General features: G+C 71.4%; 15 protein-coding genes. 8 read left to right on the forward strand and 7 right to left on the reverse strand.

Annotated features, from left to right (window positions below):
- Positions 1-140 precede the first annotated feature (140 nt).
- Entirely contained in the window at positions 141-638 is a 498-nt protein-coding gene (locus tag OH804_RS11435) for a MarR family winged helix-turn-helix transcriptional regulator (protein WP_406064949.1), read from the reverse strand.
- Positions 639-673: 35 nt separating this feature from the next.
- On the opposite strand from OH804_RS11435, the gene OH804_RS11440 reads away from it, so the two are divergent.
- Positions 674-1573, forward strand: a complete 900-nt coding sequence (locus OH804_RS11440; RefSeq protein WP_406064951.1) for an alpha/beta hydrolase — start codon at positions 674-676, stop codon at positions 1571-1573.
- Between the two features lie 114 nt (positions 1574-1687).
- Here the strand turns inward: OH804_RS11440 and OH804_RS11445 are convergent, their stop codons facing one another.
- On the reverse strand, positions 1688-2668 hold the full coding sequence (locus tag OH804_RS11445; protein WP_406064953.1) for an alpha/beta hydrolase family protein: 981 nt from the start codon (positions 2666-2668) through the stop codon (positions 1688-1690).
- A 191-nt stretch (positions 2669-2859) separates the two neighbouring features.
- On the opposite strand from OH804_RS11445, the gene OH804_RS11450 reads away from it, so the two are divergent.
- Entirely contained in the window at positions 2860-3840 is a 981-nt protein-coding gene (locus tag OH804_RS11450; protein ID WP_406064955.1) for an AraC family transcriptional regulator, read from the forward strand.
- Here the strand turns inward: OH804_RS11450 and OH804_RS11455 are convergent.
- Positions 3809-4576 carry a lysophospholipid acyltransferase family protein gene (locus tag OH804_RS11455; RefSeq protein ID WP_406064957.1) on the reverse strand — a complete coding sequence of 256 codons (768 nt, stop codon included), beginning with the start codon at positions 4574-4576 and terminating at the stop codon, positions 3809-3811. The two genes, OH804_RS11450 and OH804_RS11455, sit on opposite strands and share 32 nt — an antisense overlap.
- Before the next feature lie 162 nt (positions 4577-4738).
- Between OH804_RS11455 and OH804_RS11460 the strand changes: the two genes are divergently transcribed.
- From OH804_RS11460 to eis, 4 genes are all read left to right on the forward strand, one after another.
- Positions 4739-6151 carry a cytochrome ubiquinol oxidase subunit I gene (locus tag OH804_RS11460; protein ID WP_196923111.1) on the forward strand — a complete coding sequence of 471 codons (1413 nt, stop codon included), beginning with the start codon at positions 4739-4741 and terminating at the stop codon, positions 6149-6151.
- A gap of 14 nt (positions 6152-6165) precedes the next feature.
- Positions 6166-7164 (forward strand): cytochrome d ubiquinol oxidase subunit II, encoded by a 999-nt coding sequence (gene cydB / locus OH804_RS11465; protein WP_406064959.1) that lies wholly within the window; start codon positions 6166-6168, stop codon positions 7162-7164.
- Between the two features lie 57 nt (positions 7165-7221).
- Positions 7222-8055: an arginase family protein gene (locus tag OH804_RS11470; protein WP_406064961.1), complete on the forward strand. Its 834-nt coding sequence runs from the start codon at positions 7222-7224 to the stop codon at positions 8053-8055.
- Between the two features lie 276 nt (positions 8056-8331).
- A complete protein-coding gene (gene eis / locus OH804_RS11475) occupies positions 8332-9519 on the forward strand; it encodes an enhanced intracellular survival protein Eis (RefSeq protein ID WP_406064963.1) in 1188 nt (395 codons plus the stop codon).
- A gap of 51 nt (positions 9520-9570) precedes the next feature.
- Here eis and OH804_RS11480 read toward each other — a convergent pair whose 3' ends face one another.
- Positions 9571-10017 carry a hypothetical protein gene (locus OH804_RS11480; protein WP_406064965.1) on the reverse strand — a complete coding sequence of 149 codons (447 nt, stop codon included), beginning with the start codon at positions 10015-10017 and terminating at the stop codon, positions 9571-9573.
- 97 nt (positions 10018-10114) lie between these two features.
- Between OH804_RS11480 and OH804_RS11485 the strand changes: the two genes are divergently transcribed.
- Complete coding sequence (locus OH804_RS11485) at positions 10115-10567, forward strand: MarR family winged helix-turn-helix transcriptional regulator (protein WP_196923106.1); 453 nt, start codon at positions 10115-10117, stop codon at positions 10565-10567.
- A gap of 6 nt (positions 10568-10573) precedes the next feature.
- Here OH804_RS11485 and OH804_RS11490 read toward each other — a convergent pair whose 3' ends face one another.
- The 3 genes from OH804_RS11490 to OH804_RS11500 form a co-directional block, all read right to left on the reverse strand.
- Positions 10574-11257: a hypothetical protein gene (locus OH804_RS11490; protein ID WP_196923105.1), complete on the reverse strand. Its 684-nt coding sequence runs from the start codon at positions 11255-11257 to the stop codon at positions 10574-10576.
- A gap of 84 nt (positions 11258-11341) precedes the next feature.
- Complete coding sequence (locus tag OH804_RS11495) at positions 11342-11803, reverse strand: peroxiredoxin (protein WP_307788707.1); 462 nt, start codon at positions 11801-11803, stop codon at positions 11342-11344.
- A 45-nt stretch (positions 11804-11848) separates the two neighbouring features.
- A complete protein-coding gene (locus tag OH804_RS11500) occupies positions 11849-12682 on the reverse strand; it encodes a patatin-like phospholipase family protein (protein WP_196923104.1) in 834 nt (277 codons plus the stop codon).
- Between the two features lie 88 nt (positions 12683-12770).
- Here OH804_RS11500 and OH804_RS11505 point away from each other — a divergent pair, with 88 nt between their 5' ends.
- The gene (locus OH804_RS11505) at positions 12771-13499 is read left to right on the forward strand and encodes an SDR family NAD(P)-dependent oxidoreductase (protein ID WP_406064968.1); all 729 of its coding nucleotides are present in this window, start codon (positions 12771-12773) and stop codon (positions 13497-13499) included.
- Positions 13500-13536: the final 37 nt, after the last annotated feature.

Genomic DNA, 13536 nt, shown 5'->3' on the forward strand with positions numbered 1-13536 from the left:
GATCACCGGCTGCCCCGCGCGGTCACCTGGGGGCTGAAGGGGTGCACAGGCCCAGGTCGCCCCTTTGCTCTGCACCCCAATATGCGCCGGTCGCAGACCGTAGCCGTCGCGTCCGCGGGTGCAGAGCAAAGGACGGGTCGTCAGCCGACAGGCGTGCCGACAGCGCCGTGCTCCAAGGTGGCGCGCAGCAGTGCCAGCGTTTGACCGAGTTCCACGACCTGAGCCGGGGCGATCGACCGACCGATGTGCGTGGCCAGGTGTTCCTGGAAGGTGCCTTCGGCGGCACTGACGAGTTCCGCGCCCTGCGGGGTCAACTCCAGAAGCAGTGACCGGCCGTCGGCCGGGTTCGGCACGCGCCGAACCCAGGCCCGGGCCTCGAGCCGGCCCACGCCCTTGCTGGTCGCCCCGACCCCGATCGCGAAAAACTCGGCGAGATCGGCGACCCGCGAACCAGGATGGTCACGTAGGTAGATCAAAAATTCGAACTGCGAAGCCACGATGCCGTGCTTCCGCCGCAACGTCTCGTTCACGGCGTTGTAGAGCCGCGTCTCGCAGCGGACCAGATCGCTGAAGACCTGAGCCAGTGTGACGGACCCGGCACCGGAAAAAGATGCCGTGGCAGGTATATTAGCTTCCACGGCAGCTACTTTATCGTCTGTGGGAGGCGTCGGACATGAGCAGGGAACAGCGCGCAGCCATCGGCGCCATGCTGGACGGCGGGCCCAAGGGCTTCGCGCCCGAGCCGGTCGAGACGATGCGGGAGAGCTTCGCCACGCTCATGGCGCCGTTCCCGGTCCCTCCGGTGCGGACCTCGGAGCTGACCCTGGGCGGCCGTCCGGCAGTGCTTGTCGAACCGGAGGGCCAGGCCCGCCCGGGCACCATCCTGTATTTTCACGGCGGCTCGTTCGCGCTTGGATCTCCGCGGACCGCGATGGGCCTGACCGCGAGTCTGGTCACCCGGACAGGAGTGCGGGCCTTCTCCCTCGACTACCGACTGGCCCCGGAGAACCCCTTCCCGGCTGCGATCGAGGATTGTCTCGCGGCGTATCGGTCCCTGCTCGACAGCGGCGTCGCCGCCGAGTCGATCGTGTTCGCGGGCGATTCCGCCGGTGGTGGCCTCACGGTGACCACCACCCTCACCGCCCGAAACGCCGGGCTACCTCTGCCGAGCGCGCTGGTCGCGTTCTCACCCGGCCTGGACCACACCCGCACGGGCGAGTCGATGGACACCAAGGAGGGCGTCGACCCGTTCTTCACCCGGGAGGGCATGGCCCACACGGCAGGGTTCTACCTCGGCGGCCAGGACCCGAACCAGGAGCTCGCCGCGCCCGCCGTGCTCGCCGACCTGACCGGCTTCCCGCCGATCCTGTTGCAGGTCGGCACGAACGAACTGCTGCTCGACGACTCGATCCGGCTGGCGAAACGCGCCCGCGACGCCGAGGTCGACGTCATCCTCGATATCACCGCCGGCGTTCCGCACGTCTTCCAGTCCTTCATCGGTCAGCTCGACGAGGCCGACCACGCCCTGGACCGCGCCGCCCTGTTCATCACGCAGCGACTACAGACCCCCTGAGCGCCCCGCACGAAGGCTGGTTCCCTCGTCGCTCAGCGGGACACCGGCGTCGCGATCCAGCGTGGCGTGCCGATGCTCGGTGCACGCCACGGTCTTCCACCTCGTGCTTGAGAACTACTTCGACTCGACGCGTCCGATGGGTGTGGTGCTGCCGGCGAGCGCAGCGGTGGCCTGCGTCCAGGCCGGGTCTTCGGGGTAGAGCTCGCTGCGCAGGTAGGCCCAAATGAGCGCGCGTACGGCGGCAACTCGGTCGGGGTTTTCGTCGGTGGTCTCGGCCGCGTCGAAGGTGGAGATGCCGCCGAGCCCGTGCTCGGCGTCGAAGATTTCCAGCCGGGTCTTCGGCCCGGGCGCTGCGGTGTAAGGGTCGCTGCGCCAGTCCTGCCGGTCGGAGAAGAAGGGGTGCCAGTCCTTCTCGCCAACGACGATGAGCGCCTTGGGTGTCATGCCGTCGAAGTTGGTGCTGGTGAGTGCGACGTAGGGCTGCGCCGCTGGGCCGTTCAGGTCTTCGCCGCAGCCGGGGGCGGCGATCATGACGCGGGCGCTGAAGCGGTCGTCGACGGCTCCGACCATTGAACCGTCGCTGGTGTCGATGATGGTCTGGCCCGAGATCAGGCCGACGGTGTGACCGCCGGCCGAGTGACCGACAGCGGCGATGCGGCCGTCGTCCAAGCGACCCGCGAGTCCTGGAGCGACGCGTTCGATCTCGCCGAGGTGGTCCACGACCTGGCGGAGATCGTCGGCGCGTGACTTGAGATACAGCGGCGCGTCCGGGTCGTCGGCCTCTCGCAGGCCGAGAAGGGTGGCGTCGAGGTGCGTGGGCTGGATCACGACGAAGCCGTGCGCGGCCCAGAAGTTAACCAGCGGACCGTACCCGTAGAACGAGGAGACAAAGGTCGACGGGCCGTGCCCGTGCGAGAGAACGATGACCGGCAGATCACCGCCGACGGCCGGAGCCGTCACGCGAACCGCCAGCGGAACCGGGCGCCCGGGAACATCGATCAGGACGGGGTGGTACGAGTAGACGGGCCTAGGGTCCGTCACCGGGAGACCGGCAGCGTACGTCGACGGGTCTTTCGCAGAGTCGTTGAGTTCCATGGAGTGCTCCTTGCGAGTCGTTCCCAATGTCCAGGTGGATGTCCCCGCGAGCACCTCGTCTGCCGTGGACGCCGCCGTGCAGCCGGAGCCGAGCTGGAATTCCGAGGAGTGGGTCATGCGTCCAGCGTGAGTGAGATCGGACGAACTTTGAATGCTTGACGGTGCCGATTTTCTTCGCGATAGTTCGAGGCGTGGTGGTTGATCAGTTGTCGGAGGTGTTCGATCTCCTTGAGGTGCGCGGCCAGGTCTCCGGCGCGTTCGCGGTGCGGGGCCGCTGGGTCACGCGGTCGGTGATCGCGAGCCCGCTGAAGTTGACAGTGATGGTGCGTGGCCGGTGCTGGCTGTCGGCCGACGGGCTGGATGCCCCGATCGAGATGGAGGCCGGTGACGTCGCGGTCCTGACCGGCCGCTCGTGGCTGCGTGCCGAGGGCGGAACCAACGACGGCCCGCCCGAGGAGTTCGCGCCCGAGCCGGGACACTATGCCCTGCGCGTCGGCGGCGCGGACTTCGCCGTCGACGACGTCATCCTCGGCGGCCACGTCGAGCTCAACCAGGCCGGCGCGGCGCTGCTGACGCAGGCGCTGCCGCCCGTGGCGCTCATTCGCTCCTGCGACGCCGCCGCGCCCGCCCTACGGGCGTGCGTCGACCGCCTGGTCGAGGAAGTGACGGCCGAGCGGATGGGCGCTGCCTTTGCCGTACGCCAGCATGCCCAACTGCTGATCTTGGAGGTGCTTCGGGCTTACCTGGGCCAGGCCGAACTGCCGCCGGGGTGGCTGCGGGCGCTGACCGACGACCGGCTGCGCCCCGCACTGACCCTCATGCACAGTGAACCGGGCCGGCCCTGGAGGCTGGAGGAACTGGCCCGTGCGGCGGCGATGTCGCGGACGTCGTTCGCGGTGCGGTTCCGCTCCGTGGCCGGTGTCCCTCCTCTGACCTACCTCAACTCCTGGCGGATGCTGCTGGCCCAACGGGCGCTGCGCGACCGCGACGTCCGGATCGGGGCCCTGGCCGTGCAGCTTGGCTACACGTCGGAGAGCGCCTTCAGCACTGCCTTCAAACGAGAGGTGGGAGAGGCGCCCATGCGCTACCGATACCGGGTCCGGCACCCAGGTGCGGGCCTAGATCAACTGCTTGGCGGAGTCAACGTGAGTGGCGGCGGTGCGCCCGGGTGAGGTCGGTCGGGCGGCCGGGGTCGACGTGGCGGGGCAGGTCCGGTTCGTCGGGGCGCAGCGGGGCGAGGGTGTCGGTGAGCGCGTCGATGATCCGGTCGGTGGCCCGCCGGGCCGCGCCGGGGTTGCCGGCCGCCGTTTCACCCAGGTCGACGGGCGTGCCGAAGTGCACCCGGATCACCGGGCGGCGCCACAGGGAGCGGGCGATGCCGCGCAGCATTCCGCGCGGCGCCTGGTAGGGCAGCACCTCGTGCGAGCCCCACTGGGCGACCGGGACGACCGGGGCGCCGCAGGCCAGGGCGAGTCGGGCGGCGCCGGTCTTGCCACGTTCGGGCCACAGGCCGGGGTCCAGGCCGATGCGTCCCTCGGGGTAGATGAGGATCACCGAGCCGCGGGCGACGGCCGTGGCGGCGTCGTCGAGGGCCCGGTGTACGGCGCTGGTGCCCCGGTCGACCCGGATGTGCCCGGCGTGGCGCATGGCGGCGCCGAACACCGGGACGCGGAACAGTCCGGCGGTCGCCATGATCCGCGGGGCGACGCCCCGGGTCTGGCAGGCGGCGGCCATGACCACCGGGTCGAACGGGCTGATGTGATTGGCGGCCAACACCAGGGGGCCGCGACGCAGGTGCGCCGGGACGTCGCCGGTGACCTCGAGGCGGGCGAGCAGGCCGACCAGGCCCCGTGCCAGCAGGAGGGCTGCACGCCAGATCAGCGGCGGCTGCCAGGTGGAGGTGTTCATCAGCGCGCCATCGTCGCACGCGGCGGCGCAGCCGCGAGGGCGGGTCGGGTGATCAGGGTCATTGGTCCCGGGTGTGTTCGGGCCGCCCGGCCCTGCCCAATCCTCTACGACGAGCAGTAGTATTTACTACGTCTTGTAGTACGGATGGTTGGGGGATTTCAGGTGGACGCGTTGGACGTTGCCCGCTGGCAGTTCGGTGTCACCACCGTCTACCACTTCCTTTTCGTGCCGCTGACCATCGGGCTCTCCGTGCTGGTGGCCATCCTGCAGACGATGTGGCACCGCACCGGCAACGAGCGCTACCTCAAGCTCACCAAGTTCTACGGCAAACTGTTCCTGATCAACTTTGCCATGGGCGTGGTCACCGGCATCGTGCAGGAGTTCCAGTTCGGCATGAACTGGAGTGACTACTCCCGCTTCGTCGGCGACATCTTCGGCGCACCCCTGGCCATCGAGGCGCTCGTCGCGTTCTTCCTCGAATCCACCTTCATCGGCCTATGGATCTTCGGCTGGGACCGGCTGCCCAAGCGGGCGCACCTGGCCAGCATCTGGGCCGCCGCGATCGGCACCAACCTCAGCGCGTACTTCATCCTCGCGGCGAACTCGTTCATGCAGAACCCGGTCGGCTACCGGATCAACCCCGACAGCGGACGCGCCGAACTGACCGACTTCCCGGCCGTTCTGACCAACAAGGTCGCCCTGATCACCTTCCCGCACACCCTGGCCGGCTCGTTCCTGGTCGCCGGGTCGCTGATCGTCGCCGTCGGCCTGTGGCACGTCATCCGCAACCGCGACTCCGCCGACACCGGCGCATACCGCTTCGCCACCAAGTTCGGCTCCTGGGTGGTCCTGGTCGCCTCCGCCGCCGTGCTGTTCACCGGCGACATCCAGGGCAAGATCATGACGGACGTGCAGCCGATGAAAATGGCCGCCGCCGAGGGCCTCTACACCACCGAGAGCCCCGCCTCGTTCTCCGTGCTCACCATCGGCAGCCTCGACGGCAGCCGCGAGGTGTTCGCCCTCAAGATCCCGTACCTGCTGTCGTACCTGGGCACCGGCGACCCGAACGGCACCGTGCACGGCATCAACGACCTACAGGCCCAGTACGCCACCCAGTACGGCGCGGGCAGCTACACCCCGATCATCCCGGTCACCTACTGGAGCTTCCGCTTCATGATCGCCTTCGGGATGGCGGCCGGCGCGATCGCCCTGCTGGTGCTCTGGAGCCAGCGCAAGGGCCGCACCCCGAGCAGCAAGTGGCTGCTGCGCGCCGGGCTGGCCATGCCGGTGCTGCCGCTGCTGGCCAACTCCTTCGGCTGGATCTTCACCGAGATGGGTCGCCAGCCGTGGATCGTCTTCGGCGAGATGCTCACCCGCAACGGGGTGTCCCGCAGCGTCTCGCTGGCCGAGGTGCTCACCTCGTTCACCGCCTTCACGCTGATCTACGCCACCCTCGCCGTGATCGAGGTCAAGCTGCTGCTGCGCTACGCCAAGGCCGGCGTGCCCGACGTCAGCGAGCAACCCCCCACCGACGACACCGACGACGCCGAGCGCCCGCTCGCCTTCGCCTACTGATCCCGGAGCCCATCGTGGAACTGACCACCATCTGGTTTCTCCTCGTCGCCGTGCTGTTCACCGGGTACTTCATCCTGGAGGGCTTCGACTTCGGCGTCGGCATGCTGCTGCCCGTTCTCGGCCGCGACGACCGGGAACGCCGCGTCCTGATCAACACCATCGGCCCGGTCTGGGACGGCAACGAGGTGTGGCTGATCACCGCCGGTGGCGCCATGTTCGCCGCGTTCCCCGAGTGGTACGCCACCCTCTTCTCCGGCTTCTACCTGCCGCTGCTGCTGATCCTGCTGGCCCTGATCGCCCGGGGCGTCGCCTTCGAATACCGGCACAAGCGCCCCGAGGCGTCCTGGAAGCGCCGCTGGGACGCGGCGATCGTGGTCGGCTCGCTGCTACCGGCGATCCTGTGGGGCGTCGCCTTCGCCAACATCCTGCGCGGCGTGCCGCTGGACGCCGACCACGAGTACGTCGGCGGCCTGCTGGACCTGCTCAACCCGTACGCCCTGCTGGGCGGCGCGACCACCCTCGCGCTGTTCCTCACCCACGGCGCGGTGTTCATCGCCCTGAAGACCACCGGCGACATCCGGGAGCGGGCGGGCGCCCTCGCGGTGCGCCTGGGTGTGGGCGCCGCCGTGCTCGCTGTTGTGTTCCTGACCTGGACGCTGAGCATCCGCTCCAGCGCGGCCGCCGTCGTGCTCGCCGTCGGCGCGGCCCTGGCCCTGCTCGGTGGGCTGGCCGCCGCCCGGGTACGCCGGGAAGGCTGGGCGTTCACCGGCACCGCAGTGGCGATCGGCCTGGCCGTGGCGACCCTGTTCGCGGCGTTGTTCCCGAACGTGCTGCCCTCCACCCTGGACGCGGCCGGCACGCTGACGGCCACCAACGCCGCGTCCACCCCGTACACCCTGAAGATCATGACCTGGGTGGCGGTGATCTTCACTCCGGTGGTGCTGGCCTACCAGGGATGGACGTACTGGGTGTTCCGCAAGCGCATCGGCGTGGCCAACATCCCGCAGCACTGACCTCCCGCGGCACTGACCGACAGGGTGCGCAGCCAGTCGGCTGGGAAGATCGCCACCATGTGGAACCGGGATCTCGACGTACTGGTACCGATGTGGCAGGGCGCGGACGACATCCGGGTGCGCGACGGTGCGGCCGTGTTGGGCGCCCTGACCGCGCCGGGGGCGCGGCGGGTCACCGTGCCGGTCCCGGCCGGCGGGTCGGAGCGGGAGAAGGGCGTCCGCCACCGCGCCGCAGTCGTCGACGCGTACCGCGCCCACCGGGACGTGCTCGGGCGGCACCGCCCGCGGCGGCTGCTGACGTTGGGCGGGGACTGCGCGGTCGAGGTCGCGTCGGTGGCCCACCTCGCGGGCCACTACGCGCAGCGGCTGTTCGTGCTCTGGATCGACGCGCACGGTGACCTCAACACACCCGCGAGCTCGCCGAGCGGGACGGCGCACGGCATGCCCCTGCGTCTGCTGCTCGACGCGGACGCGGACGGCACGCTGCCGGCACCTGGTTGCCTCACGCCGGGGCAGGTCGCGCTGGCCGGGGTCCGGGATCTCGACCCCGCCGAGGTCGAGTACGCGCACCGGCACGACCTGACGGTACTGGACTGCGCAGCGCTGGGCGCGCAGCCCACCCGGCTGACCGAGCTGCCCCCACCCGGCGCCGCTGTCTACGTGCACCTGGACCTGGACGTGCTGGACCCGTCCGCGTTGCCTGCCGTGGCGGTGCCCACCCCCGGCGGCCTGACCCCCACCGCCTTGGCACTGTCGCTGACCGCCCTGCGCGCCCACCACCAGGTGGTCGGGGTGGGGATCACCGAGTACGTTCCGCAGCTCAAGCACGACCAGCAGGTGCTCATCGAGGTGCTGGACGCATTCGGCCTGAGAAAAGACCCTCCCACCTGACACCCCCATGCCCGCGCCCCGCGCCCGCGCCCCGCCGGTCTTGCAGTTCCGGTTGCCGGGATGCGCGGAATGCCCCCTACGTCGGTGCAGCAACTGCAAGATCGCGGCCCTTCCCGGTCGATCATGCAGTTGTGGTGCCGGGTTTGGCTCGGTGAGACGTGCTTTGGCGCCCACCACAACTCCATGATCGACCGGGTGGGGGGAGGCGGGGGACGGCGGGATACTGGCCGCAAAAAATCGGCGGTCGCCGGGAGGCCGTCCCGCTACGGTGTGCCGATGCCCGCCACCGTGCACGTTCGTGAACTCAGCACTGACGACCTCGACGCCGCCTGGGAGTTGGGCCGGTTCGCGTTCGGCTCCGACCCGCAGCGGCCCACGCAAACCACCGCCACGCCCGCCGGCCTGACCCGTTACGGCGCGTTCGACGACGCCGGTCGGCTCGTCGGTAAGGCCGTCGACCTGCACCACGACCAGTGGTGGTCCGGGCGGGCGGTGCCGGCCGCCGACGTGGCCGGCGTGGCCGTCCCGCCCGAGGCTCGGGGTCGGGGTGTGGCTCGCGCCCTGCTCACCGCGCTGCTGCGCGGCGCCCGCGACCGTGGGGCGGCGATCAGCGCGCTCTACCCGACCGTCGCCGCCCCCTACCGGGCCTGCGGGTGGGAGGCGGCCGGGGTGCTGCGCACCGTCGACCTGGCCACCGCCGCGCTGCCCCGGCACCGGCCCGCGTCGCACCTCACCGTCCGGGCCGGCACGCCCGCCGACCTGCCAGCCGTCGACGCCCTGTACGAGCGGGTCAGCCGGCACCGCAACGGCATGCTGACCCGCCGGGGTGAACTGTTCGACGCCGCCGACCGCGGCCTGCCCGGCGACGGGGTCACCCTCGTGGAGGCCGACGGTGAGCTGGTCGGCTACGCCACCTGGCAGCGGGGTCGGGGCTACGGGGCCGACTCGGTGCTCACCGTCGACGAGGCCCTAGCGGTCACCGCCGAGGCCGCCCGGGAACTCGTCGGGGTGCTCGGCAGTTGGGCCAGCGTCGCGCCGACAGTGCGACTGTGCCCACTCGACGGTGACGCGGTCAGCGTCCAGCTGCCGTTGGAGTCGGCCCGCGAGCACGAGCGGGACCTGTGGATGCACCGGCCGGTGGACGTGGCCCGGGCGGTGCGCGCACGGGGCTGGCCCGCCCACGCCCGGGGCGCCGTCGACTTCCACCTCACCGACCCGCTCGCCGACTGGAACACCGGCACCTGGCGGTTGGCGGTCGCCGACGGTGCCGCCGAGCTGACCCGCGTCGACGGCGAGGCGGGTCTGCGGCTGGACGTCCGGGGTTTCGCGTTGCTGTACGCCGGGGCCGCCCACGCCCGGTCGGTCGCGCAGGCCGGCCTGCTGCGCTGTGCTGGTGACGCCGACCCGGCCGCCCTGGACCTGCTGGGCGTCGGAGGTCCGGCGCAACTGCTCGACTACTTCTGACCCGACCGGGCCCGCACCCCGTCGGTATCGCGCCCGGCGGGCTCATGTCCGTCAGGTCGGGGTCGCGGCCAGTTCGGCGTTGGCGCGCTGGGTGACCACTGTGAGCGCCCGGGCGGCGGCGCTCGCCTCGTCGGTGGGGATGTCCGCGTAGAGGCGGGCACTGATGTCCGCGACAGCGTCGGCGATCCGGGCCTGCACGGCGTGGCCGGCGTCGGTGAGCAGCAGCCGCGGTGTGTCGGCGTCGTGGTCGACCTGGGCGAGGTTCGCGTCGACGAGGGTGGTGAGCACCCGCTGCACCTCCCGCTCGTCAACCTTGAGGGTGCTGGTGATGCGCTGCGTCAGTTGTGCCGGTTCGGTCGGGCCGTTGGCGAGAACGTTGAGGGCGAGCACCTGGTTGAACTTGACGCCGAGGGGAGCGGCGGCTCGTTCGAGCAGTGCCCGGGTGGCGTAGTGGGCCTGGCCGATGACCTGACCGTTGAGGGTGGGGACTGTGGACATGACGCCTCCTTCGATACGTTGGCTTAACCAACGTTGGCCGGACCAACGTAACATCCGATCGTGGGTCGCGCCAACGATTCCTGGTAGGCTGCAACCCATGGACAACGCGGCCCCGCAGTCACCCGCCGGGCTCAGCACCACCGGGACCTGGCTGCTCAACCAGACCGCCAGCCACGCCACCCGCCTGCTCAGCGAGGGCTTCGCCGCGCACGACCTACGCGGCTACCACTACCGACTGCTCGCCAGCCTGGCCGAGGACGGGCCAGCGAGCCAGGCCGACCTCGGCCGGCGCTGCGGCATCGACCGCAGCGATGTGGTGGCCGCCATCAACGACCTGGCCGGCCGAGGGCTCGTGGTGCGTGCCCCCGACCCGGCCGATCGCCGCCGCAACGTCATCAGCGTCACCGACGCCGGCGCCGACGAGGCCCGCCGCATGGGCGCGACCCTGGATCGCGTCCAGGACGACCTGCTCGCCCCGCTGTCCACCACCGAACGCGAGCAGCTGACGCGCCTGCTCACCCGGCTGCTGCGCCACCACAGCCAGCGCTGACCCGCCTCAGCGGGCCTCGCGCAGCTCCGCCAGCCGGGCCTCGATCTCGGCCAACTCGGCGCGCAGCTTCTCGGCCTGCTGCTCCGCCTCGGCCCGCTCGGTGCCGAGGATCTGCTCCACCGCCTCCTGCACCCCCGGCACGTCGACCAGGGCCACCATCTTCAACGCCTCCGCCGGCTTCACCACGTACGGCTTCGCCAGGGCCTTGCTGCCCTGCTGCGCCGCGACGGTCCACTCACCGTCGGCGTACGCCAGGGTGACGGTGAGACCCGCGGGGCCCTTCGGCTTGACGGCCTTGACCGCCCGCCGCGCCGGCGGCTTCTCCGTCTGCTCCACCTTCGGCTCCTCCTGTCGCTGCGCGGGCACCCGCGGCGTGTCCAACACGAACTCCGGCGCGGCCACCGCGGGCGGCTCCGGCTCGGGCTCCGGCTTCGGCTCCACCACCCGACGCGTGACGCCCTTGGGTGCCACCGCCAGGTCGGCGGGGGAGAACGGCAACTCGTCGCGACCGAAACGCACCACCACGAACTCGTCGGACACCTCGGGGTCGGTCAGCTCGATCACCTGACCGACCTGACCGGCGATCTGCCCCGCCGCCGCGGTGAACACCACCCGCGGTTTGCGCCCGGCCGCCAACGCCTCCCGGATGCTCTGCACCTCGCTAGTGGACAAACCCTGGCCGGCATCCATCACAACCCTCTTCCGTACACCTGTTTGATTGCTGTCTTGATACCAGCCGGCTGCGACACCCGCCGCACGGGGTTCACACCCCGCTCAGCCTCCCAGCGCCCGCAGCGCCCGGTCCGCGTGGTCGTTCATGCTGACCTCACTGTGGATCACCTCGATGACCCGCCGGTCGGCGCCGATCACGAACGTCATCCGCTTCATGCTCAACGGCCCCAACGGCACCCGCCGCTTGACCCCGAACTGCTGCGCCACCGCGCCGTCGGCGTCCGACAGCAGCGGATAGTCGAAGCCGTGCAGCTTCGAGAACTCGGCCTGCTTCGCCACCGGGTCGCGGCTGATGCCCACCCGCGACGCCCCCAGCGCCGTGAACTCCGCAGCGAGGTCGCGGAAGTGGCAGCTCTCCGCCGTGCAGCCCCGGGTCATCGCCGCCGGGTAGAAGAACAGCACCACCGGCCCGCCCGCCAGGAACTCCGACAGCCGCCGCGGCGTGCCCGTCTCATCCGGCAGCTCGAAATCCTGCACCTCGTCGCCGACACCCACACCCGCCACCGCGCACCTCCGTCGTCTGATCGACCGCGCGGTGAGCGTAAGCGATCACTCCCAGAGCGCCGCCACCTCGTCGGCCACCACGTCGGCCTGGGCCCGCCCGGCCCGCGCCGCGCCCGCCCGCCGCGCCGGGTCCAGCACGTTGCGGCCGATCGCCGTACGCGCCGCCGCGTCCGGGGTCAGCACCACGACCCGCGACCCGGCCGCCCGCAACGCGTCCACCTGCGCCGACAGCCGTGGCATCGGCCCGAACGCCGCCGACGTCGGCGCGAGCACCAGCACCCTGCGCGCGTCCGCCGCCAGGTCCGCGTTCACGCTCGAGCGCATCCCACCGTCGACGAAACGGCGCCCGCCGATCGTCACCGGCGGCCACACCCCGGGCACCGCGCAACTCGCGCCCACCGCGTCCACCAGGGACACCCCGCTGTCACTGTCGAACACCACGAACTCACCGGACGACGCGTCCACCGCCGTGATCAGCAGCCGCCGCTGCGGCCACTCCCGCTCCGGCAGACGGGCCTCGATGACCGCGCGCCGCGACGCCTCCGACTGGGTACGCGCCGCCACCGCCATCGCCCCGATCCGCGCCCGCGAGCGCACCGCGTCGCGGGTCCGACCACCGGCCCAGATCAGCCGCGCCAGCGTCGCGAAGCCCAACCGTGCCGCCAGCTCACTCGACGGCGGCGCCAACTGCTCGGCGTAGAAACGCTCCACGGGCGACCCGGAGCACACCTGCGCGCCGACCAACGAACCCGCCGACGTGCCCACCACCAGGTCAGCCTCGGTGACCGGCACGCCCCGCTCGACCAACCCGGCCAGCAGCCCCAACTCCCAGGCCACCCCGGTCACCCCGCCGCCGCCGAGCACCAACGCCCGCTGCATGTGACGCTCCTCTCGACGACCGACCCGCGCCGGTCACGGTAGCGTCGGCACGTCCATCGCGCAGCCGTCAGACCCGCCGGGAGGCACCGTGGCACCCGTCACCGTCATCACCGGCGGCGGCCGGGGCATCGGCGCGGCCACCGCCCGCCGGCTCGCCGGCGCCGGTCACCACGTCGCCCTGTGCTACCGCCGCGACGAGGCCGCCGCCACCGCCGTCCTGGCCGACCTGCGGGCCGCCGGCGCCCAGGCCGTCGCGGTACGCGCCGACACCACCGACCCCGAGCAGGTGCACGCCCTGTTCGACGCTGCCGCCCAACTCGGCCCGCTCACCGGCCTGGTCAACAACGCCGGCGTCACCAGCCTGATTGGGCCCTTCACCGAGCTGCGCGTCGACGACCTGCGCCGGGTCGTCGACGTCAACCTCGTCGGCTACGTCCTCTGCGCCCAGCAGGCCGCCCGGCGGCTCACCGACGGCGGGGCGATCGTCAACGTCTCCTCGGCGGCCGCGACCCTCGGCAGTCCGGGGGAGTACGTGCACTACGCCGCCGTGAAGGCCGCCACCGACACCCTCACCGTCGGCCTGGCCAAGGAACTCGCCCCGAAGGGCATCCGGGTCAACGCGGTGGCCCCCGGCATCGTGCGCACCGACATCCACGCCGACTCCGGGGTGCCCGACCGCGCCGAGTCCGCCGTCGGTCGCATTCCGCTGGGCCGCGCCGGCGAACCCGACGAGATCGCCGCCGCGATCGCCTGGCTGCTCGGCCCGGACGCCTCGTACGCCACCGGGACCGTGCTGCGCGTCTCCGGCGGCCTCTGACCACGCGTCTCCGGCGGCCTCCGTCGGGCGTTCACGC

Source organism: Micromonospora sp. NBC_00860 (assembly GCF_045207375.1).
GTDB lineage: Bacteria > Actinomycetota > Actinomycetes > Mycobacteriales > Micromonosporaceae > Micromonospora > Micromonospora vinacea.

What these genes read in the sequence shown, in the direction of transcription:
- OH804_RS11490 (WP_196923105.1), bottom strand. Translation starts at nt 11,257, where the DNA reads ATGGATGCCGGCCAGGGTTTGTCCACTAGCGAGGTGCAGAGCATCCGG.
- OH804_RS11500 (WP_196923104.1), bottom strand. Translation starts at nt 12,682, where the DNA reads ATGCAGCGGGCGTTGGTGCTCGGCGGCGGCGGGGTGACCGGGGTGGCC.
- OH804_RS11485 (WP_196923106.1), top strand. Translation starts at nt 10,115, where the DNA reads ATGGACAACGCGGCCCCGCAGTCACCCGCCGGGCTCAGCACCACCGGG.
- eis (WP_406064963.1), top strand. Translation starts at nt 8,332, where the DNA reads ATGCCCGCCACCGTGCACGTTCGTGAACTCAGCACTGACGACCTCGAC.
- OH804_RS11480 (WP_406064965.1), bottom strand. Translation starts at nt 10,017, where the DNA reads ATGTCCACAGTCCCCACCCTCAACGGTCAGGTCATCGGCCAGGCCCAC.
- OH804_RS11440 (WP_406064951.1), top strand. Translation starts at nt 674, where the DNA reads ATGAGCAGGGAACAGCGCGCAGCCATCGGCGCCATGCTGGACGGCGGG.
- OH804_RS11470 (WP_406064961.1), top strand. Translation starts at nt 7,222, where the DNA reads ATGTGGAACCGGGATCTCGACGTACTGGTACCGATGTGGCAGGGCGCG.
- OH804_RS11445 (WP_406064953.1), bottom strand. Translation starts at nt 2,668, where the DNA reads ATGGAACTCAACGACTCTGCGAAAGACCCGTCGACGTACGCTGCCGGT.
- OH804_RS11455 (WP_406064957.1), bottom strand. Translation starts at nt 4,576, where the DNA reads ATGAACACCTCCACCTGGCAGCCGCCGCTGATCTGGCGTGCAGCCCTC.